We start from the raw sequence: 26,305 nt of genomic DNA, 5'->3' as shown, positions 1-26,305 counted from the left end.
CCGGGACCCCTTGTTCGTCTGCGGGCCGGTGGGGGCTGGTCGCGCAGTTCCCCGCGCCCCTAGGGAGACGGGGCCAGGGGCGGACCCACCGGCCCCCGCCCCTGAGGGGCGCGGGGAACTGCGCGGCCAGCCCCCACCGGCCCGCAGACGAACAAGGCGTCCCGGCCAGGGGCGAACCCGTCGGCCCCCCGCCCCTGAGGGGCGCGGGGAACTGCGCGACCAGCCCCCACCGGCCCGCAGACGAACAAGGGGTCCCGGGGCGAAGCCCCCGTTACGGGGTCTGGGGGCGCAGCTCCCAGCAAGCACGCCTCAAACCCCACCCGGCCGCCCGCCGGAGGGCCACGCGCCGGAGCCGCGCGATGTCACAGCAGGGAACGGGCGGGGTGGGGGAAATGCCCGGCCGGGTTACTCCGTCGGCTCCACCCCAGCCCTGAGCAGCCCATACGTATACGCATCCTCCAGCGCCCCCCAAGACGCCCCGATGATGTTCGTCGCGACTCCGACCGTGGCCCACTCCCCCGCCCCGTCCGTCGTCGTGATCAGGACCCGCGTCGTGGAGTCCGAGCCGTGGCGGCCCTCCAGGATGCGGACCTTGTAGTCGACGAGTTCCAGCTTGGCCAGCTGGGGGTAGATGCGTTCCAGGCCGACCCGCAGGGCCCGGTCGAGCGCGTTGACGGGGCCGTTGCCCTCCGCCGTCGCCACGATCCGCTCGCCCTTGGCCCACAGCTTCACCGTCGCCTCGTTGGCGTGGGTGCCGTCGGGGCGGTCCTCGACGATGGCGCGCCAGGACTCGACGCGGAAGTACTTGCGGGCCCGGCCCTCGGCCTCGGCGCGCAGGAGGAGCTCAAAGGAGGCGTCCGCCGCCTCGTACGTGTAGCCCTTGAGCTCGCGCTCCTTGACCCGGGCGACGACCCGGCCGACCAGCTCGCGGTCGCCGCCGAGTTCGACGCCGAGTTCCTTGCCCTTGAGCTCGATGGAGGCGCGGCCGGCCATGTCGGAGACGAGCATGCGGATGCGGTTGCCGACGAGGCCGGGGTCGATGTGCTGGTAGAGGTCCGGGTCGACCTTGATCGCCGAGGCGTGCAGGCCCGCCTTGTGGGCGAAGGCGGAGACCCCTACGTACGGCTGGTGCGTCGAGGGCGTGAGGTTCACGACCTCCGCGATCGCGTGCGAGATGCGCGTCATCTCGGGCAGCGCGCCCTCCGGCAGCACCTTCTTGCCGTACTTGAGCTCCAGGGCCGCGACTACCGGGAACAGGTTCGCGTTGCCGACCCGCTCGCCGTACCCGTTGGCCGTGCACTGCACGTGCGTCGCGCCCGCGTCCACGGCCGCCAGCGTGTTGGCGACCGCGCAGCCCGTGTCGTCCTGGGCGTGGATGCCGAGCCGGGTGCCGGTGTCGGCGAGGACGGTGGCGACCACGGCCTGGATCTGGGCGGGCAGCATTCCGCCGTTGGTGTCGCAGAGGATGACGACATCGGCGCCGGAGTCGCTCGCGGCCCGGACGACCGACTTGGCGTACTCGGGGTTGGCCCGGTACCCGTCGAAGAAGTGCTCGCAGTCGACGAAGACCCGGCGGCCCTGTTCCCGCAGGTAGGACACCGTGTCCCGGACCATCTCCAGGTTCTCGTCCAGCGTGGTGCGCAGGGCGAGCTCTACATGGCGGTCGTGGGACTTGGCGACCAGCGTGATCACCGGCGCACCGGACGCGAGCAGCGCCTTGACCTGCGGGTCCGTGGCCGCGCTGCCACCCGGGCGGCGGGTGGCCCCGAACGCCACCAGCTGGGCGTTCTTGAAGTCGATCTCCTGCTTGGCGCGGGCGAAGAACTCCGTGTCGCGGGGGTTGGCGCCGGGCCAGCCGCCCTCGATGAACCCCACCCCGAAGTCGTCCAGGTGCCGGGCGATCGTCAGCTTGTCCGCGACGGTGAGGTTGATGCCCTCGCGCTGGGCGCCGTCGCGCAGCGTGGTGTCGAAGACGTGGAACGTGTCGTCGACGCGATGGCTCTCTTCAGGTGCCTCGTTGGCCGTCATGCTGGGGTGACTCCTGTCGGGTGAGTGGCTCCGGATTCTCTGGCTCCACTTGCCCCCGTCGTCGCGTGCGGCTCGGGTCCGGCCGTGGTGGGCCGGGAAACGAAAAAACCCCTCGCGGGTGCGAAGGGTCTGCGCGCGGGTCTGGGGCACGATGTCCGCTGCCGCGGGGGTTTGCCGCGGGTTCAGCGGTCACTGCGGACCGGCGCGCTGCTGTCCATAATCATCATGAAAGCGAGCACGGTCCGCAGTCTGCCATATGCCGCGCGGCGGGCGTGGCGTGGTCTCAGGATGCGGGCACCCCGTCCGCCAGTCCCGCCGTCCGCGACGGCTGCCCGCCACTGGGAGGAACCGGGCCGACGCGGTTCAGGTCGATCGTGCGCGTCTCCCTCATCGTCAGGTACACCACCAGCGACACCGCCGCGCAGCCCGCCACGTACCAGTAGAAGCCGGACTCCATGCCCGCCTTCTTGAACCAGAGCGCCACGTATTCCGCCGTACCGCCGAACAGGGCGTTGGCGATGGCGTACGGGAGGGCCACCCCCAGGGCGCGGATGCCGGTCGGGAACAGCTCCGCCTTCACGCACGCGTTGATGGAGGTGTAGCCGGTCACCACCACCAGGGCGAGCAGCGCCAGGCCGAAGGCCGGCCAGAACGTGCCCGCGTGCTTGAGCATCGTCATGATCGGCACGGTCAGGAACGTCGAGCCGACCGCGAACGTGATCAGCAGCGGACGGCGGCCGATCCGGTCGGAGAGCATGCCCGCCAGCGGCTGAAGGCACATGAACACGAACAGGGCGCAGAACGACACCAGCGACGCCGTCGGCTTCGGCATGCCCGCGCTCTTGGAGAGGAACTTCGTCAGATATGTGGTGTACGTGTAGTACGCGACCGTGCCGCCCATCGTCAGGGCCATGACCAGGAACGCCTCCCTGCGGTGGCGCCACAGGGCCTTCAGCGTGCCCCGGTCCTCGTCCCGCGCCGCGCCGGACTCCTCGTACACCTCGGTCTCCAGCATGTTGCGCCGGAGGTAGAAGACGACCGCCGCGCCGAGCGCGCCCACGATGAAGGGGATCCGCCAGCCCCAGCTGTGCAGCGCGTCCTCGGACATCGTGCGCTGCAGGATGATCAGGAGGCCGAGCCCGACGAGCTGGCCCGCGGTCATCGACACGTACTGGAAGCTGGAGGCGAAGCCCCGGCGGCGGGGGTCGGACGCCTCGGTCAGATAGGTGGCGCTCGCCGCGTACTCGCCGCCCACCGAAAGGCCTTGCAGGAGCCGGGCGACCAGCAGGACCGCCACTCCCCCGTACCCGGCCACCCCGTACGTCGGCGCCACCGCGATCAGGATCGCCGAGGCGGACATCAGGGTGACGGTCAGGGTCAGCGCCGCCTTGCGGCCGCGCCGGTCGCCGATGCGGCCCAGCAGCCAGCCGCCCACCGGCCGCATGAAGAAGCCGACGGCGAAGATCCCCATCGTGTTCATGAGGTTGGCGGTCTCGTTCCCCTTCGGGAAGAACGCGTCCGCGAAGTACACCGCGAAGGTGGCGTACACGAACCAGTCGAACCACTCGACCATGTTCCCTGCCGAGCCGACCCAGATCTTCTTCCACTGCTCTCGTCCCATGGACGATCACGGTGGCCCAGGCCGATGCGGCCGACAAGGGTTGCGGACGCAACGATCAGGCGTACTTGCGTTCGTTGTGTTCAGACCCCGGTCGGCGCCCGGTCAACGGTCCGTCAGCCGTCCGCCGACGGCCGCGCGAGCGACTCGTCCACGAACTCCCGTACGTGGACGAGGACTTGGGGCCGTCCCGTGCCGGGTATGCCGACCGCCACATGCACGCTGAAACCGTCGAGCAGCGCCCGAAGCCGGGCCGCGAAGCGGTCGGCGTCGACCGGGCGGAACTCGCCGCGCGAGACGCCCTCGGCGATGATCGCGACCAGGTCGCGGTGCCAGGCCCCCTCGATGGCGGCCTGGCGGGCGCGGGCGACAGCGTCGGTGGCAGCGCTCTGCGAGCGGTTCCAGACCTCCAGCCACAGGATCCAGTGCGGATCGCGGGGGCCGTCCGGCACGTACAGGTCGACGTAGGCGTCGAGGCGTTCGCGGACCGTGCCCGGCCGGGAGAGGAGGGCCCGGCGCTCGCCGCCGAGCCGGCCCTCGCTCCACTCCAGGGTCTCAAGGAGCAGTTCGTCCTTGCTGCGGAAGTAGTAGAGGAGGTGGCCGCTGGACATGCCGACCTCGCGGCCGAGCCCGGCCATGGTCAGACCGTCCAGACCGCGGTCCGCGATCGTGGCCATGGCGGCGGCCAGCACCTCCTCGCGCGGCGGCGCGTTCTTGCGCGCGCGGGCCGGACCGGCCATGTCCTCGTCCTCCTGGATCACACCCCGGCGCATCACACCCTGGGCTGCTGCTGGGTGATGCAGTGGATGCCACCGCCCCCCGCGAAGATCGTACGTGCGTCGACGAGGGTCACGGTCCGCTCGGGGAAGAGACGGCGGAAGATGCCCGCCGCGTTCTCGTCCCTCGGGTCGTCGAAGCCGCACAGGACGACGCCGCCGTTGCAGAGGTAGTGGTTGATGTAGGAGTAGTCGACCCAGCCGTGGTCGTCGGTGAGGACGGTCGGGGCGGGGATCTCCACGACCTCGATGCCGCGGCCCCGGGCGTCGGTCTGGCTCCGCAGCAGCGCCACGTTCTCCCCGCACACCTCGTGGTCGGGGTGGGCCGGGTCGGGCTGGGTGTGGGCGACGACCACTCCGGGGCGGGCGAACGCGGCGACGATGTCGACGTGGCCCAGCGTGCCGTAGCCGTGCGGGGGATAGTCGGCGGTCAGGCCGCGCGGCAGCCAGATCGCCTTGCGGGTGCCGAGCATCCCGTGGACCTCCGCCTCGACCTGCTCACGGGTCCAGCCGGGGTTGCGCTCGGGCCCGAGCTGCACGGACTCGGTGAGCAGGACCGTGCCCTCGCCGTCGACGTGGACCGCCCCGCCCTCGTTGACCAGGCGCGAGGTGTACGTACGCGCCCCGGCCAGGTCCGAGACGTACGCGCCGATCTTGGCGTCGTGCTCCCAGCGGGCCCAGTCCTGGGCGCCCCAGCCGTTGAACGTCCAGTCCACCGCGGCGAGTTCGGTGCCGTCGGTCAGGAAGGTGGGGCCGATGTCGCGCATCCAGGCGTCGTCGAGCTCGCACTCCACGAGGTCGATGTCCGGGCCGAGCAGGGCGGCCGCCGCCGCGCTCTGGCCGGGGCCGCAGACGACGGTGACCGGCTCGAAGCGGCGCACGGCTCGGGCGACGGACGCCCAGGCGGCCCGGGATCCGGCGAGCTCCGCCTCGTTGGGGAAGGTGACGTTGGGGCCGGGCCACGCCATCCAGGTGCGTTCGTGCGGGGCCCACTCGGGGGGCATGCGGAAGCCGTCGGCGGAAGCGGACATCAGGCGGGTCCTTACAGGAAGTAGAGGCGGTTGAGGGAGACGGAGTCGGCGGGTTCGGAGCGCAGCGGGTCGCCGTCGAGGGTGACCAGACCGGTGCGGCCGTCCACGTCCACGGCTCCGGTGCGGGAGTTGGACACCAGGTCGGCGGGGCCGATGCCCCGGGTGCCGCGCACGGCGACCCGGCGCCGGCGGGTGGGCATCAGATCGCTTCCCTGGTCGAGGGCCGCGCGGGCCACGAAGGCGACGGAGAGCTCGGCGGGGGTCGCGCCGTGGGCGCCGAAGAGCGGGCCGAGGACCAGCGGTTCGCAGGTCTCGGTGGCCGCGTTCGGATCGCCCGTGACGCCCCAGGCGGGGAAGCCGGACTTGAGCACCAGCTGCGGCTTGGCGCCGAAGTAGGCGGGCCGCCACAGCACGATGTCGGCCATCTTGCCGACCTCGATGGAGCCGATCTCGTGCGCCAGGCCGTGGGCGAGGGCCGGGTTGATGGTCAGCTTGGCGATGTAGCGCAGTACGCGCGCGTTGTCGTCGCCGTCCCCGTCGCCCTCCAGGGGCCCGAGCTCGGCCTTCATCTTCCCGGCCATGGCGAAGGTGCGCCGTACGGTCTCGCCCGCGCGGCCCATGCCCTGGGCGTCGGACGAGGTGATACCGATCGCGCCCAGGTCGTGCAGTACGTCCTCGGCTCCCATCGTCCCGGCCCGGATGCGGTCGCGCGCCATGGCGGCGTCGCCGGGCAGGTCCGGCTTGAGGCCGTGTACGGAGACGATCATCCCGTAGTGCTCGGCCACCGCGTCCCGGCCGAACGGCAGGGTCGGGTTGGTGGACGAGCCGATGACGTTGGGCACGCCCGCCATCTTCAGGACGTTGGGGACGTGGCCGCCGCCGCAGCCCTCGATGTGGAAGGCGTGGACCGTACGGCCGTCGAGGACGCGCAGGGTGTCCTCGACGGACAGGCACTCGTTCAGGCCGTCGCTGTGCAGCGCCACCTGTACGTCGTGCTCCTCGGCGACGCGCAGCGCCGTGTCCAGGGCGCGGGTGTGCGCGCCCATGTCCTCGTGCACCTTGAACCCGCACGCGCCGCCCTCGGCGAGCGCCTCCACCAGCGGGGCGCCGTCGGAGGACGAACCCCGGCCCAGGAAGCCGATGTTGACGGGCCAGGCGTCGAAGGCGGCGAAGGCGTTGCGCAGCGCCCAGGGCGAGTTGACGCCGACGCCCCACACCGGGCCGAACTCCTGGCCGATGATCGTGGTGACGCCGGAGGCGAGCGACGCCTCCATGATGCGCGGCGACAGCAGATGGACGTGGGTGTCCACGGCGCCGGCGGTGGCGATGAGCCCCTCGCCGGAGACGATGCTGGTCCCGGTGCCGACGACGACGTCCACACCGTCGAGGGTGTCCGGGTTCCCGGCCCGCCCGATGGCGTGGATACGGCCCTCGCGGATGCCGATGGACACCTTGCGGATGCCCTGCACGGCGTCGATCACCACGACGTTGCTGATCACGATGTCACAGGTGTCGCGGACGGCGGCGGCCTTCAGGTGCAGCCCGTCGCGGGCGGTCTTGCCGAACCCGGCGAGGAACTCGTCGCCGGGCCGCTGGGCGTCCGACTCGACGCGGACGGTCAGGCCCGAGTCGCCGAGCCGGATCCGGTCGCCCGCACGGGGCCCGAAGACGGCCGCGTACTCCTGCCGGTCGATGTGCCTGCTGCCGGGCGCGCGGTGGTCGCTGTGCCGGGTCTGCTTGCTCATGCGGTGCTCCCTTCCGGGTGGGCGGGTCCGGGGGCGGCGCCCGTGCCCAGATAGCCGCAGGCGGCGGCCCTGCGCAGGGCCTCCTCCTTGGCGCCGGGCGCGTCGAGGGGCCCGTCGACGAGCCCGGCGAAGCCGATGGCGATCCGGGCGCCGCCGATCGGCACGAGCCCGACCTCGCCCTCGCCGCCCGGGTCGAACCGGACCGAGGACCCGGCGGGGACGCACAGGCGCATCCCGTACGCGGCGGCCCGGTCGAAGTCGAGGCGCGGGTTGGCCTCGAAGAAGTGGAAGTGCGAGGTCACGCTGATCGGGACGGCCGCCGTGTTGCGCACGGTGAGCCGGACGGCGGGCTCCGCCCCGGGGCCGTCGGGCCCGAACAGCACGGCGCCGGGCGCGTCCTCGCCGAGCCCGGCGGCGCCCCGGATGGGCGCCGGGACCACGGCGAGCCGCGAACCGTCGTCGAAGACGGCCTCGACGTGCACCTCGGTGACCACGTCCGCGACGCCCGGCAGGACGTCGTCGGGGCCGAGCACCGCGCGGGCCGCCTCGATCGCCTCGGCGAGCCTGCGCCCGTCCCTGGCCGCCTCGCAGACGGTGTCCGCGATCAGCGCGGTCGCCTCGGGGACATTCAGCCTCAGCCCTCGGGCCCGGCGGGCCCGCGCGAGCTCGGCGGCGCCGAAGAGCAGCAGCCGGTCGCGTTCCGTGGGGGTCAGTCGCACGCCACCACACCTCCCGTTAGAACACCACTCTAACCACACGCGCCGTGGTCTGTCATGGATTCATGGAGTTGCTGACTGCGTCACGATGCCGCACATTGAACGTCACTCAAACAGTAGGACACCGAATTCCAGCCATGGAGTCACTGAGCCGGTCATTGAGCCATCGAGGCGCAGCCCATCCACCCGAAGGTCAGGGGCAGCCCATGCCGACAGACGAGCGCGGAGTCGACTCGGGGGCGGAGTCCCGAAGTGGGGGCGGGGGCGGAGCCCCGGCGGGGATATCGGGGAGAGAGTCCCGAGTGGGGCGGGGGCGGAGCCCCGGCGGGGGTATCGGGGGAGGAGTCCCTGTGAGCGGGGTGCAGGGGCCGCAGGCCCGGCGAGGGTATCGGGGACAGAGTCCCGAAGTGGGGGCGGGGGCCGCAACCCCGGCGGGGGTATCGGGGGCGGAGCCCCGAAGTGGGGGCAGGGGCGCAACCCCGGCGGGGGTATCGGGGGAGGAGTCCCTGTGAGCGGGGTGCAGGGGCCGCAGGCCCCGCAACGGGGGTCCGGGGGCGCAGCCCCCGGGTAAACCCACCCACCCCGGCCCCCCCCCCCCCCCCCCCCCCCGGGGGGGGGGGGGCCCCCCCCCCCCCCCGGTAAACCCACCCACCCCGGCCCCCCACCCACCCACCCCCGGAGGGTCTAGGTGAAGGGGCGGGGTGGGGCAAAAACCGGGGTCAGCCCAGAGGGTGCATCCAGCCATGCGTATCCGGCGTCCGGCCCGTCTGGAGGTCGAGGAGCGCCTTGCGCAGGCGCATCGTCACAGACCCCGGCTCCCCATCCCCCTGCGTCCAGTTCGCCCGAGCGGACTTCACCGACCCCACCGGCGTGATCACCGCAGCCGTGCCGCACGCGAACACCTCGGTCAGCGTCCCCGCCTCGTTGTCCCGCTTCCAGTCCTCCGTGGAGATCCGCCCCTCCTCCGCCGTGTAGCCGAGGTCCCGGGCGATCTTCAGAAGGGAGTCACGGGTGATGCCCGGCAGCAGCGAGCCCGTCAGCTCGGGGGTCACGATGCGGTCCCCGTACACGAAGTACAGGTTCATCCCGCCCATCTCCTCGATCCACCGGTGCTCCACCGCGTCCAGCCAGACCACCTGGTCGCAGCCGTGCTCGGCCGCCTCGGCCTGGGCGACCAGGGACGCGGCGTAGTTGCCGCCGGTCTTGGCCGCGCCCGTACCGCCCTTGACCGCGCGCACGTACTCCTCGGAGAGCCAGACCGAGACCGGCTTCACGCCACCGGGGAAGTAGGCCCCGGCGGGGGACGCGATGACGATGAAGAGGTATTCGTTGGCGGGGCGAACACCAAGGCCGACCTCGCTCGCGATCATGAACGGGCGCAGGTACAGGGAGGCCTCGCCGGAGGAGGGGACCCAGCCCTTGTCCTGCTGGATCAGCGCGTCGCAGGCGGCGATGAACAGGTCGGTCGGCACCTCGGGCATCGCCATACGGCGGGCCGAGGAGCGGAAGCGCTCCGCGTTGGCCTCGGGGCGGAAGGTCGCCACCGTGCCGTCGGGCTGACGGTAGGCCTTCAGACCCTCGAAGATCGTCTGCGCGTAGTGCAGCGTCATGTTCGCCGGGTCCATCGACAGCGGCGCGTACGGAGTGAGCTCCGCGTCGTGCCACCCGCGGCCCTCGGTCCACTTGACCGTCACCATGTGGTCGGTGAAGTGGCGGCCGAATCCGGGGCTTTCCAGGATCGCGTCACGCTCCGCGTCGGACAGCGGGTTCGCGGAGGGCTTGAGCTCGATCGTGGGCGTCGTCATGGTTGCGTGTCCTTCACCGGTTGTGTGGGTCGGACCGCGCTCACGCCGTCTTCGCTTCCGCCAGGAGCTTCAGCCAGGACGTCCGAGCTTTTCCGCATGCCGCGGTCCCACGTTCGATTATCGCTCGTGCGGGACCATGGCAGAAACGCTGTGATTGCGGCCCAGGGACTGATGGTGGCACCCCGGGGCCGTACAGGAAAAGCCGCCGGGTTCTGGTGCGACCCGGCGGCTTGTCTGAGGAAGAGCGCTCGGGTCAGCCCGATACGCGTACGGCGAGCGCGTCGCCGATCTCGTCGGTGGTACGGGCGGAGCCGTCCCGTGCGGCCAGGTCGGCCTGGACGGCGTCCTCGATCCGGGCCGCCTCGGTCTCGTAACCGAGGTGGCGCAGGAGCAGGGCGACGGAGAGGACCGTGGCGGTCGGGTCGGCCTTGCCCTGGCCCGCGATGTCCGGCGCGGAGCCGTGGACCGGCTCGAACATCGAGGGGAACGCGCCGGTCGGGTTGATGTTGCCGGACGCGGCCAGGCCGATGCCGCCGGTGACGGCCGCGGCGAGGTCGGTGAGGATGTCGCCGAAGAGGTTGTCGGTGACGATCACGTCGAACCGCTCGGGCTGGGTGACGAAGAAGATCGTCGCGGCGTCGACGTGCAGATAGTCGGTGGTGACGTCCGGGTACTCCTTCGCCACCGTGTCGAAGATGTTCTTCCACAGGTGGCCGGCGAAGACCAGCACGTTGTTCTTGTGGACAAGGGTCAGCTTCTTGCGCGGCCGCGCCTGGGCGCGGGCGAACGCGTCGCGCACCACGCGCTCCACGCCGTACGCCGTGTTCACGCTGACCTCGGTGGCGACCTCGGCCGGGGTGCCGGTGCGCAGCGAGCCGCCGTTGCCCGTGTAGGGGCCCTCGGTGCCCTCGCGGACCACCACGAAGTCGATGTCGGGGCGGCCGGCCAGCGGGGTCGCGGTGTTGGGGAACAGCTTCGACGGGCGCAGGTTGATGAAGTGGTCGAAGGCGAAGCGCAGCTTCAGCAGCAGACCGCGCTCCAGGACGCCGGACGGGACGCTCGGGTCGCCGATGGCGCCGAGCAGGATCGCGTCGTGGGTCCTGAGCGCTTCGAGCTCCGCGTCCGGCAGGGTTTCGCCGGTGCGGTGCCAGCGCCGGGCGCCGAGGTCGTACTCCTTGGTCTCCAGCTTCACGTCCGCTGGAAGGACGGCATTGAGGACCTTGAGGCCCTGGGCCACCACTTCCTGGCCGATGCCGTCACCGGGGATCACTGCGAGATCGATGCTGCGAGACATGAATGCACCGTACTCCGCGTCCCATGCGTTGACATGTCGAGTCCACCATACGGACAGCACGGTTTCCCGCCCCGGCCGGGCGGGGCGCACGGGCGGGCCATGCTCCTAGTCCCTCCGGGCTGCCGCCGAATGGCTGCCAGGGGTGATGTGCGGGGGGATTCCGGGGAGTTGCATGAGGAGCTGTACGCGCCCCGTTCACCCAGCGGTGAGATTCGCGTCGTCTCAGGAGAGGACGTTTCCGGCCATGGACATCCCTCGTTTCGGCATTCCCGAGAAGCTCGCCGGCCGTATGAGCATGGCCGAGCAGCACGAGTACCTGCGTACGCGGCTGACGCGGCGCGGTGTGCTGCGTACTTCCGTGGCGACCGCCGCGATCGCCGGTGCCGGGGCGGGCACCGGACTCGCCACGTCGTCGCCCGCCCACGCCGCACCGACCGTGCTCATCTCGCGGGGCCCGGGCACCGAGGTCGACGGTTCTCTGGTGGCCCCGTTCGGGCGGCACCTCGCGTACGGCGCGGACGCAAGGACCCAGATGACGGTCTCCTGGCAGGTCCCCTTCGCGGTGCGGCGGCCGTACATCCGGATCGGGCTCAAGCCGTGGGCGCTCAGCCACCGGATCGGTGCCGAGGTGCGCCACCTCACCACGCCCGTCCTGAACGGCGGCAAGATCGCCGCGGCCGAGCAGTACTACGTGCACGCGGGCCTGGAGCGGCTGCGGCCGGGCACCACGTACTACTACGGCGTCGGCCACGACGGCTTCGACCCGGCCGACCCGCGCAACCTGGGCACGCTCGGCACCTTCACCACCGCGCCCGAGCGCGCCGAGCCGTTCACCTTCACCGCCTTCGGCGACCAGGGCGTCAGCTACCACGCACTCGGCAACGACCAGCTGATCCTGGGTCAGAACCCGGCGTTCCATCTGCACGCGGGCGACATCTGCTACGCCGACCCGTCCGGCTCGGGCACGTCGGGCGACAGCTACGACGCCCGCACCTGGGACCAGTTCCTGGCCCAGACGGAGTCGGTCGCCAAGACCGTGCCGTGGATGGTGACCACCGGCAACCACGACATGGAGGCCTGGTACTCGCCGGACGGCTACGGCGGCCAGAACGCCCGCTGGTCGCTGCCGGACAACGGCCCGGACCCGGTCAACCAGCCTGGCGTGTACTCGTTCGTGCACGGCAACGTGGGCGTGGTCGCGCTGGACGCCAACGACGTCTCGTACGAGATCCCCGCCAACTACGGGATCAGCGGCGGCAGGCAGACGCGGTGGCTCGACAAGCGTCTTGCCGAGCTGCGCGCCGACCGCCACGTCGACTTCATCGTGGTCTTCTTCCACCACTGCGCCTTCTCGACCACCAACGCGCACGCCTCCGAGGGCGGGGTGCGCGAGGCCTGGGTACCGCTCTTCGAGAAGCACCAGGTGGACCTGGTCATCAACGGCCACAACCACGTGTACGAGCGCACCGACGCGATCCTGCGCAACGCGGTGGGCCGCAAGGTCCCGATCGGCGAGCGCACCGACCCGACGCGGGACGGCATCGTGTACGTCACGGCCGGCGGCGCGGGCCGCGGGCTCTACGACTTCCCGGCCCCCGACAGCTACGAGGGCCACGTCAAGGACCAGGAGAGCGTCGCGAGCTACCACTGGGTGAAGGGCCGCGAGAAGGCGACCGAGACCGTGGAGTGGTCCCGGGTGCGCTTCACCGGCTACTCGTTCCTCGCGGTGGAGGTGGAGGCGGGCCGCCACGCCCGCATGACGGTGACGGCCCTGGCCGAGTCGGGCGCGAGAGTCGACCACTTCGAGATCAAGCGCGGCAAGTAGGAGCCCGAAGCCGGGCGACCCCCGTGCCCCGGACCACCAAGGGGCGCGGGGCTGTGACATGGGGCGGCTCCGCCGCGTGGGCGCGACCAGCCGCAGCGGGCCCGCACCCGGAAGCGCGCCGATCTACCCGGTCACGTGGCCGGTGGCCCCACCATTGTCACGGCGGTCAAGCGCGCGCTGGAGCGCGGCCGCGGCGTTCTTGCGGTCGGCATCACTCGTACGGGAAGCGTGGCGGACACGGCGGACGGTCGTCGTCTCGGACATGAGGGATCGACTCCTTGAGATCACGGAGATATCGAGGCGCCGGAAGGGGCGGGGAGCGCTGCCGCAGGGGTTGCCTGCCAAGGGGCACCGCGCTCGCGACCGCCATTCGCTGGATCTAGCGAGACGTTCGGCTTCTACAAAGCTAAGGGAGGACTCCGCTTCTGTCTCCACGATTACTCGGACTTCCTACTATCTGAGACGGCCCATCTGAGACGGCGGCTTCAGCGGCGCGGCGCGCGCAGCTCCCGGATGAGGGCACGGACCGCGACCGTCCCGGCCAGCTCGGGCGTGGTCACATAGCCCACGGACCGCGTCGGGCGCTCCGAACCGAGATCAGTGATCTCGACCGTGTGCGGTGCTCCGATCAGCGACAGCTCCGGCATGATCGCCATACCGAAACCACTGCTCACCATCGAGAGCACTGCTCCGTCGTCCTCGGCCTGCACCGTGGCCGCCGGGATCCAGTCCTGCTCGGCCCACCACTCCCGGGTGGACGAGGAGCAGTTCCGCTGGAACGCACCGAGTGCGACACGGCCGACTGGGTCATCCCGAGCGCCACGGCGGCCCCGGAGAAGCTGCGCTTCTGCTCGACGGCGGCGAGCACACATAGTTCACGCGGGGCGAGGTCGCTCGACATCAGGGCTCCCACCTGGACGTATGAGCAAAATTGATGGATCGGGCGGTTCCATCGACGCAACCCCCTGCCCGGCCCGCGCATTCCTTCCTAGCGTCTTGCGCATGACGACGACCTCGTTCACCGCGCACCAGACCGCCCGCCCCCAGGGCCTGCCCTCCCCCGACGACTTCACCCTCGTGCGGGGACCCGTCCCCGAGCCCGCGCCCGGCACCGCCCTCGTCCGTTCATCGGCATGCCGCGGGGCGGCAACACGGGGAAGATGCTGATCCGGGCGGGCGAGTGGCCACGCCCCCCAGCACCTCTCCGGCCCACCTTGTCGGCACTGCAACCTATCCAAGCATCGCCACCTAGTTTGCATTCCTACCTAGCTAGTGCTGGAATACACGCATGGCCGCAGACCGCAGATCCAGTTGGCTCAAAGGCGTCCTCGACCTCCTTGTCCTCACCTGCCTCACCGGGGGCGAGAGCTACGGGTACGAGATCTCCAAGACCCTGGCCGCGGCCGGGCTCGGAGAGATCAAGGGCGGGACGCTCTACCCCGTCCTGAACCGGCTCGAAGAGGCCGGGCTCGCCGTCGGGGAGTTCCGCGCCGCCGAGCGCGGGCCGGGCCGCCGGTACTACCGGCTCACCGAGGAGGGACACCGGGCGCTCGCCGAACAGGGCGCGTCCTGGCTGGAGTTCCACACCTCCGTACAGACCATGCTGACCAGCGCGACACCAGGGGGACGAGCGTCATGAGCGAGCAGAACGACTACTTCGGGGATCTCGCCGGGAAGCTGCGCGCCTCAGGGATGCCGCGGAGCGAGGTGGCGGCGACCGTCGCCGAGCTCACCGGCTATCTGGCGGAGTCCGGATCCGCCGACCCGTACGAGGAGTTCGGCGCGCCGCAGGACTTCGCGGCCCGGCTGACGGGGGGCCGGGCGGCCGAGGAGCCGGGCGCGGAGGCGGAGACCTGGAAGTGGACCGCCGACATCTACACCGACCGCAAGCACCTCAACCACTACGGCGACCAGGGCTGGGAGGTCGAGGGCCTGGACCGGCTCGGCCGGTTCGTCTGCCGCCGCGACCCGGCGGCGGCGATGCGGTGGGAGTACCGGCGCGAGAGCGCGAACAACACGGCCGAGCGCGAGTCGGTCACCGCCGGGCTCGCCCCCGACGGCTGGGAGCCTTGCGGGCACTGGATGTTCTTCATGTACTTCAAGCGCCCCAAGGCCGCGAGTGCCGGGCCCGCGGCCGGGCTCGACGAGCTGGTGGCGCCGCCCGCCAAGCAGGTCTTCATCAGCAAGACCTACTGGGGAAAACTCAAGCAGATGGCGGCCGCGGCGGTCGTCTCGGGGACGGTGACCGTCGCCGCGATCCACTACGGGGGCGAGCCGGTGATCTACCCGGCGCTGATCGGCGCGGCGGTCGCCGCCCCGGTGGGCCTGGCCCTCGGCTGGCAGCGGATCAAGCGGGAGGTCGCGCAGGGCGTCGAGGACGCGTGAGCGGCAGGGCGGGCACAGTGTGCGCGTCGAGCCCGGCGGGCGGCTCGACCGGGGGCCACTTCAACGCGGTGGCGTACCAGAACGGCCGGTACGACTACGCGATCACGGCGGTCGTCGACCCGACGTGATCGTGGCGCTGCACCGGCCACATCGAGACCGGCTCGGCGTCGGTCAGCGGCTGATATCCGATACCTGACAGGTGTCGTCCGTCACCGGCCGACCGTCAGGTCCTGGAGGCCCACCACCCGCAGCAGTTCCAGGCGATGGTGGGCCTCCGTGCCCGGGCGGGCCGAGTGCACCACCAGGAACTGGCCCTCGCCGGAGCTCAGCAGCACCTCGCAGTCCAGCTCCAGGAGGCCGACCACCGGGTGGACGAACCGCTTCACCTTGGCGTGCCGCGTCTCCACCTCGTGCTCGTCCCAGAGCGCCGAGAACTCCTCGCTCACCGCGCGCAGTTCGGCCACCAGCGCCGCCGGCTCCGGGTCGTCCGGGCGGGCCGCGAGCACCGCCCGCAGCTGGGCGACGTGGCTGCGCGCGTGCCCGGCCTGGTCCTCGGGCGGGAAGAGGCGGCGCAGCGACGCCTCGGTGAAGTAGCCGCGGATGATGTTCCGGCCGGGTGCGGACTCGCCGACCAGGGCGGCAGCCATCGCGTTCTGGGCGAGCACCTCGCCCCAGTCGCTCATCACCTGCGCGGGCGCGTCGTGCAGCCGGTCGAGGATCAGCATCAGGCCGGGGCGCACATGGACCGAGCCGTGCCGCTCGCGCGGGGGCTCCTCGCCGGCGAGGTGGAAGAGGTGATCGCGCCCGTCCCGGCTGAGCCTCAGCGCCCGCGCCAGCGCGGTCAGCATCTGCCGGGACGGGCGCGAGCCGCGGGCCTGCTCCAGCCGGGTGTAGTAGTCCGCCGACATCCCGGTGAGCTGGGCGACCTCTTCCCTGCGCAGCCCGGCCGTCCGCCGCCGGGGCCCGGCCGCGAGGCCGACGTCCGACGGTTCGAGACGGGCCCGGCAGTGCCGCAGGAAGTCCGCGAGTTCTTCTCTGTCCACGCGCTCAGCATGACGGTGACCACGGCGGGTATCCAGGGAGTCCCGCTCCCTGGATGGGGACGTCCCTCCCGCCGTCGGCCACTTGGCGCCAGGCTTGGGCCAGGCAACCGAGAGGAGCGGATGATGCGGATTCTGGTGACGGGGGCGACGGGCCAGGTCGGCCGCAGGTTCGTGCCGAGGCTGGTCCAGCGGGCCGACGTGGTGCGGGTCCTGGTGCGCGACGAGGCGCGCGGTGCCGCCCTCGGCGCCCATGAGGTGATGGCCGGCGACGTACGGAACGGGGAGTCCGTGGCCAAGGCGCTGGCCGGGGTGGACGCGGTGGTGAACCTCGCGGTGGCGTACCGCGATGTGACGGACGAGGAGAACCGCGCGGTCAACCTCGACGCGGCGCTCGCGCTGGGCCGGGCGGCGCTGGAGGCCGGGGTGAGCCGGTTCGTGCAGGTGTCGTCGAACCTGGCGTACGGCCTGGGGCGCGGGCGGCCACTGACCGAGGACGACGAGCCGCTGCCCGGCGGCCCGCTGTGGGGGACGTACGCGGAGTCCAAGGCGGCCGCCGAGGAGGGCCTGTTCGCCCTCCACCGCGAGCACGGTCTGGACGTGCGCGTGGGCGCGCTCGCCTTCGTCTACGGCGAGGGCGACCCGCACCTGGAGCAGTCGGTGTACTGGGCGGGCCAGTGGGCCGCGCACCAGCGGCTGCCGATGGTGCACCACGCGGACGTGGCGCAGGGCCTGATGCGGCTGCTGTACGCGCCGGGGGTGGCGGGCCGCAAGTACAACATCGCGGACGACAGCCCGGTGACGGCGGTCGAGCTGCACCAGCTCAACGGGGTCGAGGTGCCGCCGGAGCTGGCGCAGCGCACCGACCCGGACCCGTTCTACACGATCGTGTCGACCCTGCGGATCCGGGACGAGCTGGGCTTCCGCCCGCTGTACCCGTCGGTGTGGACGGCACGGGACGCGGGCGTCCTGTAGTCCGGTAGCCCTGTAACGGCGGGTCTGTAACGGCGGGTCTGTAACGGCAGATCTGTAACGGCGTTACAGGACGTCGCCGTCGCGCCAGTCGAAGACCAGCGGCTGCGCGGGGTCGGGCAGCGGACCGCCCCCGGCCGGGCGGAGGTAGGTGGTGCCCTCCTCCTCGGCGAGGCGCACCACCCCGTCCGGGCTCAGCACCTCGATCCGCCCGGGCCAGACCTGCCAGCCGCGCGCCCGGTAGAGCGCGGCGCCCTCGTCGGAGGCGGACAGCGCGCCGAACTCGTACGCCTGGTCGATCACATGCTCCAGGGCGGCCATCACCCGCCCGCCGAGCCCCTGGCGGCGCCGGTCCTCGCGCACGGCGACGGCCTCGACGTAGCCGACGCGGTAGGACCGGCCGCCGTGCAGCACCCGGCGCATGATCACGCTGCCGTGCGCGGCGATCCCCTTCTCGTCGTCCAGGAACGAGTGGACCCCGCCGAGCCCGTGGTCCCAGTCCTCGTCGCTGAAGTCCCCGCCGAAGGCGGTGTCGAGCAGTTCGCGGATTCTCGGCAGGCCGTCCGGGCCGAGCTGCGAGGTGTGCGCGGTGTGCTGAGACTCAGTCATGCGCCCACTGTGGCAGGCCGCTTCGCGTCCTTCCGCGCCGGGCGCGACTGCTCCAGACTCGCTTTCATGTCACCGTCGGCACAGCAGCAGTGGACCCCGGCCCACGGGGAGCCCTACCGCCCGGTCCCCTACCATCCCGCCCGGATGCCCGCCGCCGAGTCCCTGGAGCGGGCGGCGGCGCTGCGCGACACCATGCGCCGGCGCCGTACGGTACGGCAGTTCTCCCCCGACCCGGTCCCTGAGCAGGCGGTCCGGGACGCCGTCGCCTGTGCGGCGACGGCTCCCTCGGGCGCGCACCAGCAGCCCTGGACCTTCGTGCTCGTACGCGACCCGGAGGTGCGGCGGCGGATACGGGAGGCGGCCGAGCACGAGGAGCGCGTCTCCTACGGCGGGCGCCTCGGCGAGGAGTGGCTGGCGGCGCTGCGCCCGCTGGGCACGGACGCCGTGAAGAGCCACCTGACCGACGCCCCGGCCCTGATCGTGGTCTTCCAGCAGCGGTACTGGCTGGCCGAGGACGGCACCAAGCACAAGCACTACTACGTGGACGAGTCGGTGGGGATCGCGGTCGGGATGCTCCTGAGCGCCCTCCACCAGAGCGGTCTGGCCGCCCTCGTCCACACACCGAGCCCGATGCGGTTCCTGCGCGAGGTGCTCTGCCGCCCCGTGAACGAGAAGGCGTTCGCGGTGATCCCGGTCGGCTATCCGGCCGAGGGCTGCGAAGTCCCCGATCTCGTACGGAAGTCACTGGAGCAGGTGCTGGTGGAGTTCTGACCCCTCGCCCTCAATCCCTAACCTCTCTAATGCACTTGACTGGTTAGTGCGACCCGTGGTTGACTGCTCACGCACCAACACAACCAGTCAAGCGGACATGAGGGGTTAGGCATGAGTGCGGAGCAGATCCACTACCGGACGGCGGCCGTCGGCGGCCAGGAGATCTTCTACCGGGAGGCGGGGTCGCCCGACGCCCCGACTCTGCTGCTCCTGCACGGCTTCCCCACCAGCTCCCACATGTTCCGCGACCTGATCCCCCGGCTGGCCGCGCGCTACCACGTGATCGCCCCGGACCACCTCGGCTTCGGTTACTCCTCGGCGCCGCCGGCCGGCGAGTTCGCGTACACCTTCGCCAACCTTGCCGCCCTGACACAGGAGTTCACCGAGCAGCTCGGCCTCACCCGGTTCGCGCTCTACATCCAGGACTACGGCGCCCCCATCGGGCTGCGGCTCGCCCTCGCGCACCCCGAGCGCATCACGGCGATCGTCACCCAGAACGGCAACGCGTACACCGAGGGCCTGGGCGAGGCCTGGGACGCGCCGCTCGCCCTGATCGCCGGGCGCACACCCGAGACCGAGGCGCCCGTACGGGAGATCCGCTCCCTGGAGGGCATCAAGTGGCAGTACCTGCACGGCCTCCCGGACCCGTCGCTGGTCAGCCCGGACGCGTACCACTACGACGCGGCCCTGATGGCGCGCGAGGGCCAGGACGCCATCCAGCTCGACCTGATGGCCGACTACGGCTCCAACTTCGACCTCTACCCGGCCTTCCAGGAGTACTTCCGCACCAGCGGGGTGCCGCTCCTGGCCACCTGGGGCGCCCACGACGAGATCTTCGTCCCGGCCGGAGCCCTCGCCTTCGCGCGCGACCTGCCCGAGGCGGAGATCCACCTCCTGCCCACCGGCCACTTCGCCCTGGAGACGCACGCGGACCAGATCGCGTCACTGATCGACGACTTCCTCGTACGGAAGCTGTGAGGGGCCCGGGAGCCGGGAATTGGAAACCGCCCCCGTCCTCGGTTGGGGGACCAAGGACGGGGGCGGGGTTCAGAGGTGACTGCGCGTCAGCCCATGTGGGGGTACGTGTAGTCGGTCGGCGGGACCAGGGTCTCCTTGATGGCGCGGGTCAGCGTCCAGCGCATCAGGTTCTGGGGGGCGCCCGCCTTGTCGTTGGTGCCCGAGGCGCGGCCGCCGCCGAAGGGCTGCTGGCCGACGACGGCGCCGGTCGACTTGTCGTTGATGTAGAAGTTGCCCGCCGCGTAGCGGAGCTTGTCCATCGTATACGCGGCCGCCGCGCGGTCGTTGGAGATGACGGCGCCGGTCAGGGCGTAGTCGGAGACCGACTCCATCTGCTCCAGCATCGCGTCGTACTCGGCGTCGTCGTAGACGTGGATCGCCAGGATCGGGCCGAAGTACTCGGTCGTGAAGACCTCGTTGGCCGGGTCCGAGCACTCGATGACGGTCGGGCGGACGAAGTAGCCGACCGAGTCGTCGTAGGTGCCGCCGGCGACGATCGTGCAGGAGGCGTCGGCCTTCGCGCGGTCGATCGCGGCCTTGTTCTTGGCGAAGGAGCGCTCGTCGATGACGGCGCCGATGAAGTTCGACAGATCGGTGACGTCACCCATGGTGATGCCGTCGACCTCGGCCGCGAACTCCTCCTTGAAGCCGTCGTTCCAGATCGACGCCGGGACGTACGCACGCGAGGACGCGGAGCACTTCTGGCCCTGGTACTCGAAGGAGCCACGGGTCAGGGCCGTCTTCAGGACGGCGCGGTCGGCGCTGGGGTGCGCGACGACGAAGTCCTTGCCGCCGGTCTCGCCGACCAGGCGCGGGTAGGTGCGGTACTTCTCGATGTTGGTGCCGACCGTCTTCCACAGGTGCTGGAAGGTCTTGGTGGAACCCGTGAAGTGGATGCCCGCCAGGTCGCGGTGGTTCAGCGCGATCTCCGAGACGGCCAGGCCGTCACCGGTGACCAGGTTGATGACGCCCTTGGGCAGACCGGCCTCCTCCAGGAGCTGCATCAGCAGCACGGCGGCGTGGGTCTGCGTCGGGGACGGCTTCCACACGACCACGTTGCCCATCAGGGCCGGGGCGGTCGGCAGGTTGCCCGCGATGGCCGTGAAGTTGAACGGCGTGATCGCGTAGACGAAACCTTCCAGCGGACGGTGGTCCATACGGTTCCACACGCCCGGGGAGTTCGCCGGGGGCTGCTCGGCGAGCAGGTTGCGGGCGTAGTGGACGTTGAAGCGCCAGAAGTCGACGAGCTCGCAGGGGGTGTCGATCTCGGCCTGCTGGGCGGTCTTCGACTGGCCGAGCATCGTGGACGCGGCCAGCGTCTCGCGCCACGGGCCGGCCAGCAGCTCCGCCGCGCGCAGGATGATCGCGGCGCGGTCGTCGAACGACATCGCACGCCACGCCGGGGCGGCGGCGAGCGCGGCGTCCACCGCGTCCTGCGCGTCCTGCGTCGTGGCGTTGGCGAACGTGCCGATGACGGCCTTGTGGTTGTGCGGCTGCACGACGTCGAAGCGCTCGCCGCCGCCCATCCGCTTCTCGCCGCCGATGGTCATCGGCAGCTCGATCGGGTTCTCGGCCAGCTCCTTGAGCTTGGCCTCCAGGCGCGCGCGCTCCGGGGAACCGGGGGCGTAGCCGTGCACCGGCTCGTTGACGGGAGTGGGGACCTGGGTTACAGCGTCCATGAGTCTCTGAACTCCTTGATGAGGGGTGGTGGGCTCAGCCCTTGGTGAGGATGGAGCGGGCGAAGAAGAGCAGGTTGGCGGGCTTCTCCGCCAGGCGGCGCATGAAGTAGCCGTACCAGTCGGTGCCGTACGCCGTGTAGACGCGCATCCGGTGGCCCTCGGCCGCGAGCCGCACGTGCTCGTCGCTGCGGATGCCGTACAGCATCTGGAACTCGTACTCGTCCAGTTTGCGCCCGGCGCGCCGCGCGAGCTCCTGGGTGATGGCTATCAGACGCGGGTCGTGCGACCCGATCATCGGGTAGCCCTCGCCGTCCATCAGGATCTTCAGGATGCGGACGTACGCCTTGTCGATCTCGCCCTTGTCCTGGTAGGCGACCGAGGCGGGCTCCTTGTAGGCGCCCTTCACGATCCGGACGCGGCTGCCGGCGGCGGACAGGCGGCGGGCGTCGTCCTCGGTGCGGAAGAGGTACGCCTGGATGACGCAGCCGGTCTGCGGGAAGTCCTTCCGCAGCTCCTCGTGGATGGCGAACATCGAGTCGAGGGTGGTGTGGTCCTCGGCGTCCAGGGTGACCGTGGTGCCGATGGCCGCGGCGGCCTCGACGACCGGGCGGACGTTGGCGAGGGCCAGCTCGTGGCCGCCTTCCAGCGACTGGCCGAACATGGAGAGCTTCACCGACATCTCGGCGCGGGTGCCCAGGTCCAGGTCCTTGAGGCGCTCGATGAGCTGGAGGTAGGCGTCGCGCGCGGCGTACGACTGCTCCACGGTGGTGATGTCCTCGCCCACCACGTCCAGGGTGACCTCCAGGCCCCGGCCCGCGGCGTCCTTGACGATCGGCACGACCTGCTCGACCGTCTCCCCGGCGATGAACCGGTCGACGACCTGCTTGGTGCCGGGTGCGGCCGAGATGAAGCGGCGCATCTTGTCGCTGCGCGACGCGGCGAGGATCACGGGACCCAGCACGGGGCACCTCCATGGAAAGGGGTAGCAGGAGGCCGAAACCCGACGATCCGGGTACGGCACGGAGAACCACCGTGAAACCTAAGGATCCTTCCGATCCTCTGCCATCGACACCTGTCACGCATCCGTGCCCCGCATCTCAGACATATGTCTGAAGGCGGCGCCGGTATGCGCGAGAATGGCTTGTGTGAAGGGCGACTACCAGGACCTGGTCGATGAGATCTCGGCGCTGCTCGGCGCCCCCGCGACCCTGGAGGACCGGGACTTCGGGCTGATCGCCTTCGGCGCGCACGACTCCGAGGACGACTCGGCCATGGACCCGGTGCGCACCCGCTCGATCCTCACCCGCCGCTCCACCCCGGCGGTCCGCGCCTGGTTCGAGGGGTTCGGCATCACCCGCGCGACCGGCCCGGTCCGCATCCCGGCCGCCCCCGAGGCGGGCGTCCTGCGCGCCCGGATCTGCCTGCCGGTCCGCCACCGTGGCGTGGTGCTCGGTTACGTGTGGCTCCTGGACGCCGACCCGGGCCCGGCCGAGGACCGCCTCGCCGCCGCGATGGAGGTGGCCACCCGCATCGGCGGCCTGCTGGCGGACGAGGCCCAGGCGGGCACCGATCTCTCCCGGGAGTTCCGGGCGGCCCTGACCGCCGGGCGGGGCTGGCGGCGCGACATGGCGACGGCGGCCCTGCGCGCGGCCCTGGGCCCGGACGCGGACGGCCTGCACGCGGTGGTCTGCGTCAGTCCCTGGCCCCAGGAGACGCCGTCCGTACGGACCGTTCCGGGGACGGCGGCGCTGTGCGCGGTGCCGTGGGGCGCGCACAGCGAGGAGGGGGCCGACGAGCCCTCGGACGCCCCGCGCGCCCAGGTGCTCGGCGCGCTCGTCCGGCTCCGCTCGCCCGACGCGCTCGCGCCCGCGCTGACCGCCGCCGAGCGGCTGCGCGCCACGGCGGGGCCGGGCGCCGCCGCCGGGGTCGCGCTGCCCCGCCGGGGCCTCGGCGAGCTGCCCGCCTCCTGGCACGAGGCGGCCTCGGCGGCCCGGGCGGCCCTGGCCGAACCGGGACTCGGCCCGGTCGCCCAGTGGGCGGCGATCGGCCCGTACCGGCTGCTGACCGCGCTCCCCGACAACGCGCCCCACGACGTGGCGGTCCGCGCCCTGCTCACCCCGGCCCACACCGAACTGGCCCGCACCGCCGAGGTGTTCCTCGACTGCGCGGGCCAGGCGGGCCGTACGGCGGCGGCGCTCGGCATCCACCGCCAGACCCTCTACTACCGGCTCTCCCGGGTCGAGCAGCTCACCGGCCTCGACCTCGACGAGGGCGAGGACCGGCTGCTGCTGCACATGGCACTGAAGGCGTCACGTCTGTGACGGTCGCCCCCGGGGCCGCTCAGGCCTGTGACGGCTTCTGGGGTCCGGCCGACGCGATGAGCCGCCGCATTCCCTCGGTCAGCTCGGCCGCGCTAGACGCGGTGCCCGGGTCGAAGGTCCACTGGGCGATGAGCCCCATCATCATCGTCATATAGAGCTTGCCGAGCGTGTCGACGTCGTCCTCGCCGACCTCGGCCTCCTCGCCCCCCATGAACATGGGGATGATGCCGCGCGCGCCCTCGCGCTGGGCCTGCGCCAGATGGTCGCGCACCCCCGGCAGCTGGTCGCCCATGACGATGATCTCCATGCTGAGGTGCCACATCGAGCCGGGCTGCTCCATGGTGGCGATGATGTTCGACCAGACCTCCTGGAAGCGCTCCAGGGAGCCCGGCTCGGTGGCCGTCACCTGCGAGGGGCCCTCGAAGGCGACCGAAACCCCTTCCACCAGGGCGATGTAGGCCTGCGCGAGCAGCGCGTCCTTGGATCCGTAGTGGTAGCCGATGGACGCCAGATTCGTCCCCGACTCCTTGACGATGTCCCGCGCGGTCGTGCGCGCGAAGCCCTTCTCCAGCAGGCAGCGCTTGGCGCCTTCGAGCAGATCCTCACGGTGTCCCATGCGGGGAGCCTACCTGGTTTTATACGTATGTGTAATACGCACGTATGGCGGGGCGGGTGCGCTGTCACCGAGGACGGTCTCTCGGCCGCGGACCGTGCTGGGTCGCTCACGCGGTTGCCCGCGCCCCTGACCGTCCAGGGGCGCGGGAACCGTCTCAGACCAGATTCACGGAGCGGGCCGACGTCGCGCCGATCGCGTCCGCGAGCTCGGTGAGCACCGGCTGCGGCACGGTGTCGTCCACGGTCAGGACCGCGAGCGCCTCGCCGCCCTCCTCCGCGCGCGCGACCTGCATACCCGCGATGTTCAGCCCGGCCTCGCCGAGGATCTGGCCGACCGTGCCGACGACGCCCGGGCGGTCCTCGTAGCGCAGGACGACCATGTGGTCGGCGAGCGCCAGGTCCACGTCGTACTCACCGATCGCCACGATCTTCTGGAGGTGCTTGGGGCCCGCCAGCGTGCCGGAGACCGCCACCTCCTCGCCGCCCGAGAGCGTGCCGCGCACGGTGACCACGTTGCGGTGGTCCGGCGACTCGCTGCTGGTGGTGAGGCGGACCTCGACGCCGCGCTCCTGCGCGAACAGGGGGGCGTTGACATAGCTGACGGTCTCGTCCACGACGTCCTCGAACACGCCCTTGAGCGCGCTGAGTTCGAGCACCTTCACATCGTGCTGGGTGATCTCGCCGTACACCTCGACGTCGAGGCGGACCGCCACCTCGCCCGCGAGCGCGGTGAAGATCCGGCCCAGGCGCTCCGCGAGCGGCAGACCCGGCTTGACGTCCTCGGCGATGACTCCGCCCTGGACGTTGACCGCGTCCGGCACCAGCTCGCCGGCGAGGGCCAGGCGCACCGAGCGGGCGACCGCGACGCCCGCCTTCTCCTGGGCCTCGTCGGTGGAGGCGCCCAGGTGCGGGGTGCAGACGACCTGGTCGAGCTCGAAGAGCGGGGAGTCCGTGCAGGGCTCCTTCGCGTACACGTCGAGGCCCGCGCCCGCGACGCGGCCCTCCTTGAGCGCCGAGTACAGCGCGGCCTCGTCGACGATGCCGCCGCGCGCCGCGTTCACGATCCGGACGTGCGGCTGGACCTTGTGGAGCGCCTCGTCGCCGATGAGGCCGAGGGTCTCCGGGGTCTTCGGCAGGTGCACGGTGATGAAGTCCGCGACCTGGAGCAGCTCGTCGAGGGTGAGGAGCTTGACACCCATCTGCGCGGCGCGCGCGGGCTGCACATAGGGGTCGTACGCGACGATCTTCATGCCGAAGGCCGACATGCGCTGGGCGACCAGGACACCGATACGGCCGAGGCCGACGACGCCGAGGGTCTTCTCGCTCAGCTCGACGCCGGTGTACTTGTTCCGCTTCCACTCGCCGTTCTTCAGCGCGGTGTTGGCCTGCGGGATGTTGCGCGCGGTGGCCACCAGCAGACCGCAGGCGAGCTCGGCGGCGGTGACGATGTTGGAGGTCGGCGCGTTGACGACCATCACGCCGGCCTTGGTGGCGGCGGAGACATCGACGTTGTCGAGGCCGACGCCCGCGCGGGCGACGACCCTCAGCTTCTTCGCGGCGGCGACGGCCTCGGCGTCGACCTTCGTCGCGGAGCGGATCAGGATCGCGTCCGCGTCGGCGATGGCGGGCAGCAGTTCGGCGCGGTCCGCTCCGTTGCAGTGCCGGATCTCGAAGTCCGGACCGAGGGCGTCGACGGTGGCGGGCGACAGCTCTTCAGCGATGAGTACGACAGGTTTCGAGCTCACGTGAGTCCTCACAAGTCCAGTGCGGACGGCCGTCCCGACGGCCGCAGGCGGTGGAGGGTACTGGCCGCGTGGAAGACGCACGACGCTGTGGGCCTGACGCGATGTATTGAGCAGCAGTGTAGTGGTGCTCAAGTCGGGGTTCTCCGCCGTGGAGGAAGGATCACCCGATGGGGTTGGACTGGGTGTCCATGGCGGCGACGGGGGCCGGGGCGGTTTGCCGCCCCCGCGGGCCCGGGGGGTTAGCCCGCACCGGTTGACACCCCCACAACATAGTTGGCCCCCACAATGCGCGGGTTTGAAAGAGGGTGTTTGA

General features: G+C 71.4%; 25 protein-coding genes and 1 pseudogene. 9 read left to right on the top strand and 17 right to left on the bottom strand.

Going from position 1 to position 26,305, the window contains the following annotated elements; all coding sequences use genetic code 11:
• Positions 1 to 405 precede the first annotated feature (405 nt).
• The 8 genes from cimA to ACFWA7_RS09770 all read right to left on the bottom strand — a co-directional run bounded on the left by cimA (position 406) and on the right by ACFWA7_RS09770 (position 11,013).
• Positions 406 to 2,028 carry a citramalate synthase gene (gene cimA / locus ACFWA7_RS09805; protein ID WP_385544271.1) on the bottom strand — a complete coding sequence of 541 codons (1,623 nt, stop codon included), beginning with the start codon at positions 2,026 to 2,028 and terminating at the stop codon, positions 406 to 408.
• Positions 2,029 to 2,311: 283 nt separating this feature from the next.
• The gene (locus ACFWA7_RS09800) at positions 2,312 to 3,649 is read right to left on the bottom strand and encodes an MFS transporter (RefSeq protein WP_385822068.1); all 1,338 of its coding nucleotides are present in this window, start codon (positions 3,647 to 3,649) and stop codon (positions 2,312 to 2,314) included.
• A 113-nt stretch (positions 3,650 to 3,762) separates the two neighbouring features.
• On the bottom strand, positions 3,763 to 4,386 hold the full coding sequence (locus ACFWA7_RS09795) for a TetR/AcrR family transcriptional regulator (RefSeq protein WP_385544325.1): 624 nt from the start codon (positions 4,384 to 4,386) through the stop codon (positions 3,763 to 3,765).
• Positions 4,387 to 4,418: 32 nt separating this feature from the next.
• Positions 4,419 to 5,453 carry an agmatine/peptidylarginine deiminase gene (locus tag ACFWA7_RS09790; RefSeq protein ID WP_385822065.1) on the bottom strand — a complete coding sequence of 345 codons (1,035 nt, stop codon included), beginning with the start codon at positions 5,451 to 5,453 and terminating at the stop codon, positions 4,419 to 4,421.
• A gap of 11 nt (positions 5,454 to 5,464) precedes the next feature.
• The gene (locus tag ACFWA7_RS09785; protein ID WP_385822062.1) at positions 5,465 to 7,198 is read right to left on the bottom strand and encodes an urease subunit alpha; all 1,734 of its coding nucleotides are present in this window, start codon (positions 7,196 to 7,198) and stop codon (positions 5,465 to 5,467) included.
• Positions 7,195 to 7,917, bottom strand: a complete 723-nt coding sequence (ureA, locus tag ACFWA7_RS09780) for an urease subunit gamma (protein WP_385822059.1) — start codon at positions 7,915 to 7,917, stop codon at positions 7,195 to 7,197. The genes ACFWA7_RS09785 and ureA overlap by 4 nt, the downstream gene beginning before the upstream one ends.
• A gap of 716 nt (positions 7,918 to 8,633) precedes the next feature.
• Positions 8,634 to 9,719 carry a branched-chain amino acid aminotransferase gene (locus tag ACFWA7_RS09775; RefSeq protein WP_385544285.1) on the bottom strand — a complete coding sequence of 362 codons (1,086 nt, stop codon included), beginning with the start codon at positions 9,717 to 9,719 and terminating at the stop codon, positions 8,634 to 8,636.
• Positions 9,720 to 9,972: 253 nt separating this feature from the next.
• Complete coding sequence (locus ACFWA7_RS09770; protein ID WP_385544288.1) at positions 9,973 to 11,013, bottom strand: 3-isopropylmalate dehydrogenase; 1,041 nt, start codon at positions 11,011 to 11,013, stop codon at positions 9,973 to 9,975.
• A gap of 244 nt (positions 11,014 to 11,257) precedes the next feature.
• Here ACFWA7_RS09770 and ACFWA7_RS09765 point away from each other — a divergent pair, with 244 nt between their 5' ends.
• Positions 11,258 to 12,838, top strand: a complete 1,581-nt coding sequence (locus tag ACFWA7_RS09765) for a purple acid phosphatase family protein (protein WP_385822055.1) — start codon at positions 11,258 to 11,260, stop codon at positions 12,836 to 12,838.
• Positions 12,839 to 12,961: 123 nt separating this feature from the next.
• On the opposite strand, the gene ACFWA7_RS09760 is transcribed toward ACFWA7_RS09765, so the two are convergent.
• The 3 genes and pseudogenes from ACFWA7_RS09760 to ACFWA7_RS09750 all read right to left on the bottom strand — a co-directional run bounded on the left by ACFWA7_RS09760 (position 12,962) and on the right by ACFWA7_RS09750 (position 13,739).
• Complete coding sequence (locus ACFWA7_RS09760; protein WP_385544293.1) at positions 12,962 to 13,102, bottom strand: hypothetical protein; 141 nt, start codon at positions 13,100 to 13,102, stop codon at positions 12,962 to 12,964.
• A 221-nt stretch (positions 13,103 to 13,323) separates the two neighbouring features.
• Positions 13,324 to 13,608 (bottom strand): annotated as a pseudogene (locus ACFWA7_RS09755) (LysR substrate-binding domain-containing protein); the annotation flags it as partial.
• A complete protein-coding gene (locus ACFWA7_RS09750; RefSeq protein WP_385822053.1) occupies positions 13,509 to 13,739 on the bottom strand; it encodes a LysR family transcriptional regulator in 231 nt (76 codons plus the stop codon). The gene ACFWA7_RS09750 and the pseudogene ACFWA7_RS09755, both read right to left, overlap by 100 nt.
• 101 nt (positions 13,740 to 13,840) lie before the next feature.
• Here ACFWA7_RS09750 and ACFWA7_RS09745 point away from each other — a divergent pair, with 101 nt between their 5' ends.
• The 4 genes from ACFWA7_RS09745 (at position 13,841) to ACFWA7_RS09730 (ending at position 15,351) form a co-directional block, all read left to right on the top strand.
• Positions 13,841 to 14,005, top strand: coding sequence for a hypothetical protein (locus ACFWA7_RS09745; protein WP_385822050.1), 165 nt, complete (start codon positions 13,841 to 13,843; stop codon positions 14,003 to 14,005).
• A gap of 121 nt (positions 14,006 to 14,126) precedes the next feature.
• Positions 14,127 to 14,477 (top strand): PadR family transcriptional regulator, encoded by a 351-nt coding sequence (locus tag ACFWA7_RS09740; RefSeq protein WP_385544296.1) that lies wholly within the window; start codon positions 14,127 to 14,129, stop codon positions 14,475 to 14,477.
• Positions 14,474 to 15,223, top strand: a complete 750-nt coding sequence (locus ACFWA7_RS09735; RefSeq protein WP_385822047.1) for a hypothetical protein — start codon at positions 14,474 to 14,476, stop codon at positions 15,221 to 15,223. Before ACFWA7_RS09740 ends, ACFWA7_RS09735 begins: the two co-directional genes overlap by 4 nt.
• Positions 15,220 to 15,351 carry a hypothetical protein gene (locus ACFWA7_RS09730; protein ID WP_385822045.1) on the top strand — a complete coding sequence of 44 codons (132 nt, stop codon included), beginning with the start codon at positions 15,220 to 15,222 and terminating at the stop codon, positions 15,349 to 15,351. Before ACFWA7_RS09735 ends, ACFWA7_RS09730 begins: the two co-directional genes overlap by 4 nt.
• A gap of 81 nt (positions 15,352 to 15,432) precedes the next feature.
• Here the strand turns inward: ACFWA7_RS09730 and ACFWA7_RS09725 are convergent, their stop codons facing one another.
• Entirely contained in the window at positions 15,433 to 16,266 is an 834-nt protein-coding gene (locus ACFWA7_RS09725; RefSeq protein ID WP_385544305.1) for a helix-turn-helix transcriptional regulator, read from the bottom strand.
• A gap of 123 nt (positions 16,267 to 16,389) precedes the next feature.
• Between ACFWA7_RS09725 and ACFWA7_RS09720 the strand changes: the two genes are divergently transcribed.
• On the top strand, positions 16,390 to 17,238 hold the full coding sequence (locus ACFWA7_RS09720; RefSeq protein ID WP_385822042.1) for an NAD-dependent epimerase/dehydratase family protein: 849 nt from the start codon (positions 16,390 to 16,392) through the stop codon (positions 17,236 to 17,238).
• Between the two features lie 63 nt (positions 17,239 to 17,301).
• Here ACFWA7_RS09720 and ACFWA7_RS09715 read toward each other — a convergent pair whose 3' ends face one another.
• Positions 17,302 to 17,844, bottom strand: a complete 543-nt coding sequence (locus ACFWA7_RS09715; protein ID WP_385544311.1) for a GNAT family N-acetyltransferase — start codon at positions 17,842 to 17,844, stop codon at positions 17,302 to 17,304.
• A 66-nt stretch (positions 17,845 to 17,910) separates the two neighbouring features.
• Between ACFWA7_RS09715 and ACFWA7_RS09710 the strand changes: the two genes are divergently transcribed.
• Positions 17,911 to 18,615 (top strand): nitroreductase family protein, encoded by a 705-nt coding sequence (locus ACFWA7_RS09710; RefSeq protein ID WP_385822040.1) that lies wholly within the window; start codon positions 17,911 to 17,913, stop codon positions 18,613 to 18,615.
• A gap of 111 nt (positions 18,616 to 18,726) precedes the next feature.
• A complete protein-coding gene (locus ACFWA7_RS09705; RefSeq protein ID WP_385544317.1) occupies positions 18,727 to 19,593 on the top strand; it encodes an alpha/beta fold hydrolase in 867 nt (288 codons plus the stop codon).
• An 86-nt stretch (positions 19,594 to 19,679) separates the two neighbouring features.
• Here the strand turns inward: ACFWA7_RS09705 and pruA are convergent, their stop codons facing one another.
• Both pruA and ACFWA7_RS09695 read right to left on the bottom strand, forming a co-directional pair.
• On the bottom strand, positions 19,680 to 21,311 hold the full coding sequence (pruA, locus tag ACFWA7_RS09700; RefSeq protein ID WP_385544320.1) for an L-glutamate gamma-semialdehyde dehydrogenase: 1,632 nt from the start codon (positions 21,309 to 21,311) through the stop codon (positions 19,680 to 19,682).
• Positions 21,312 to 21,345: 34 nt separating this feature from the next.
• Complete coding sequence (locus tag ACFWA7_RS09695) at positions 21,346 to 22,272, bottom strand: proline dehydrogenase family protein (RefSeq protein WP_385544323.1); 927 nt, start codon at positions 22,270 to 22,272, stop codon at positions 21,346 to 21,348.
• Between the two features lie 184 nt (positions 22,273 to 22,456).
• Here ACFWA7_RS09695 and ACFWA7_RS09690 point away from each other — a divergent pair, with 184 nt between their 5' ends.
• On the top strand, positions 22,457 to 23,632 hold the full coding sequence (locus ACFWA7_RS09690; protein WP_385822037.1) for a PucR family transcriptional regulator: 1,176 nt from the start codon (positions 22,457 to 22,459) through the stop codon (positions 23,630 to 23,632).
• Positions 23,633 to 23,651: 19 nt separating this feature from the next.
• Here ACFWA7_RS09690 and ACFWA7_RS09685 read toward each other — a convergent pair whose 3' ends face one another.
• Positions 23,652 to 24,248: a TetR/AcrR family transcriptional regulator gene (locus ACFWA7_RS09685; RefSeq protein ID WP_385822034.1), complete on the bottom strand. Its 597-nt coding sequence runs from the start codon at positions 24,246 to 24,248 to the stop codon at positions 23,652 to 23,654.
• A 154-nt stretch (positions 24,249 to 24,402) separates the two neighbouring features.
• A complete protein-coding gene (gene serA / locus ACFWA7_RS09680; protein WP_385536459.1) occupies positions 24,403 to 25,992 on the bottom strand; it encodes a phosphoglycerate dehydrogenase in 1,590 nt (529 codons plus the stop codon).
• Between the last annotated feature and the right edge of the window lie 313 nt (positions 25,993 to 26,305).

It is taken from the genome of Streptomyces sp. NPDC059994, assembly GCF_042737755.1.
In the GTDB taxonomy this organism is placed as follows: Bacteria; Actinomycetota; Actinomycetes; order Streptomycetales; family Streptomycetaceae; genus Streptomyces.
Note: the sequence above shows the minus strand (reverse complement) of the source record. Positions and strands in the feature narration are given on the sequence as shown.

Excerpts from the sequence above, each read along its gene's own strand:
- ACFWA7_RS09790 (WP_385822065.1), bottom strand. The coding sequence starts at position 5,453 with ATGTCCGCTTCCGCCGACGGCTTCCGCATGCCCCCCGAGTGGGCCCCG.
- ACFWA7_RS09705 (WP_385544317.1), top strand. The coding sequence starts at position 18,727 with ATGAGTGCGGAGCAGATCCACTACCGGACGGCGGCCGTCGGCGGCCAG.
- ACFWA7_RS09795 (WP_385544325.1), bottom strand. The coding sequence starts at position 4,386 with ATGGCCGGTCCGGCCCGCGCGCGCAAGAACGCGCCGCCGCGCGAGGAG.
- ACFWA7_RS09715 (WP_385544311.1), bottom strand. The coding sequence starts at position 17,844 with ATGACTGAGTCTCAGCACACCGCGCACACCTCGCAGCTCGGCCCGGAC.
- ACFWA7_RS09785 (WP_385822062.1), bottom strand. The coding sequence starts at position 7,198 with ATGAGCAAGCAGACCCGGCACAGCGACCACCGCGCGCCCGGCAGCAGG.
- ACFWA7_RS09775 (WP_385544285.1), bottom strand. The coding sequence starts at position 9,719 with ATGACGACGCCCACGATCGAGCTCAAGCCCTCCGCGAACCCGCTGTCC.
- ACFWA7_RS09745 (WP_385822050.1), top strand. The coding sequence starts at position 13,841 with ATGACGACGACCTCGTTCACCGCGCACCAGACCGCCCGCCCCCAGGGC.
- ACFWA7_RS09765 (WP_385822055.1), top strand. The coding sequence starts at position 11,258 with ATGGACATCCCTCGTTTCGGCATTCCCGAGAAGCTCGCCGGCCGTATG.
- ACFWA7_RS09770 (WP_385544288.1), bottom strand. The coding sequence starts at position 11,013 with ATGTCTCGCAGCATCGATCTCGCAGTGATCCCCGGTGACGGCATCGGC.
- ACFWA7_RS09685 (WP_385822034.1), bottom strand. The coding sequence starts at position 24,248 with ATGGGACACCGTGAGGATCTGCTCGAAGGCGCCAAGCGCTGCCTGCTG.
- ACFWA7_RS09760 (WP_385544293.1), bottom strand. The coding sequence starts at position 13,102 with ATGTCCGAGACGACGACCGTCCGCCGTGTCCGCCACGCTTCCCGTACG.
- ACFWA7_RS09720 (WP_385822042.1), top strand. The coding sequence starts at position 16,390 with ATGCGGATTCTGGTGACGGGGGCGACGGGCCAGGTCGGCCGCAGGTTC.
- cimA (WP_385544271.1), bottom strand. The coding sequence starts at position 2,028 with ATGACGGCCAACGAGGCACCTGAAGAGAGCCATCGCGTCGACGACACG.
- ACFWA7_RS09710 (WP_385822040.1), top strand. The coding sequence starts at position 17,911 with ATGTCACCGTCGGCACAGCAGCAGTGGACCCCGGCCCACGGGGAGCCC.
- pruA (WP_385544320.1), bottom strand. The coding sequence starts at position 21,311 with ATGGACGCTGTAACCCAGGTCCCCACTCCCGTCAACGAGCCGGTGCAC.
- ACFWA7_RS09740 (WP_385544296.1), top strand. The coding sequence starts at position 14,127 with ATGGCCGCAGACCGCAGATCCAGTTGGCTCAAAGGCGTCCTCGACCTC.
- ACFWA7_RS09800 (WP_385822068.1), bottom strand. The coding sequence starts at position 3,649 with ATGGGACGAGAGCAGTGGAAGAAGATCTGGGTCGGCTCGGCAGGGAAC.
- ACFWA7_RS09750 (WP_385822053.1), bottom strand. The coding sequence starts at position 13,739 with ATGTCGAGCGACCTCGCCCCGCGTGAACTATGTGTGCTCGCCGCCGTC.
- ACFWA7_RS09735 (WP_385822047.1), top strand. The coding sequence starts at position 14,474 with ATGAGCGAGCAGAACGACTACTTCGGGGATCTCGCCGGGAAGCTGCGC.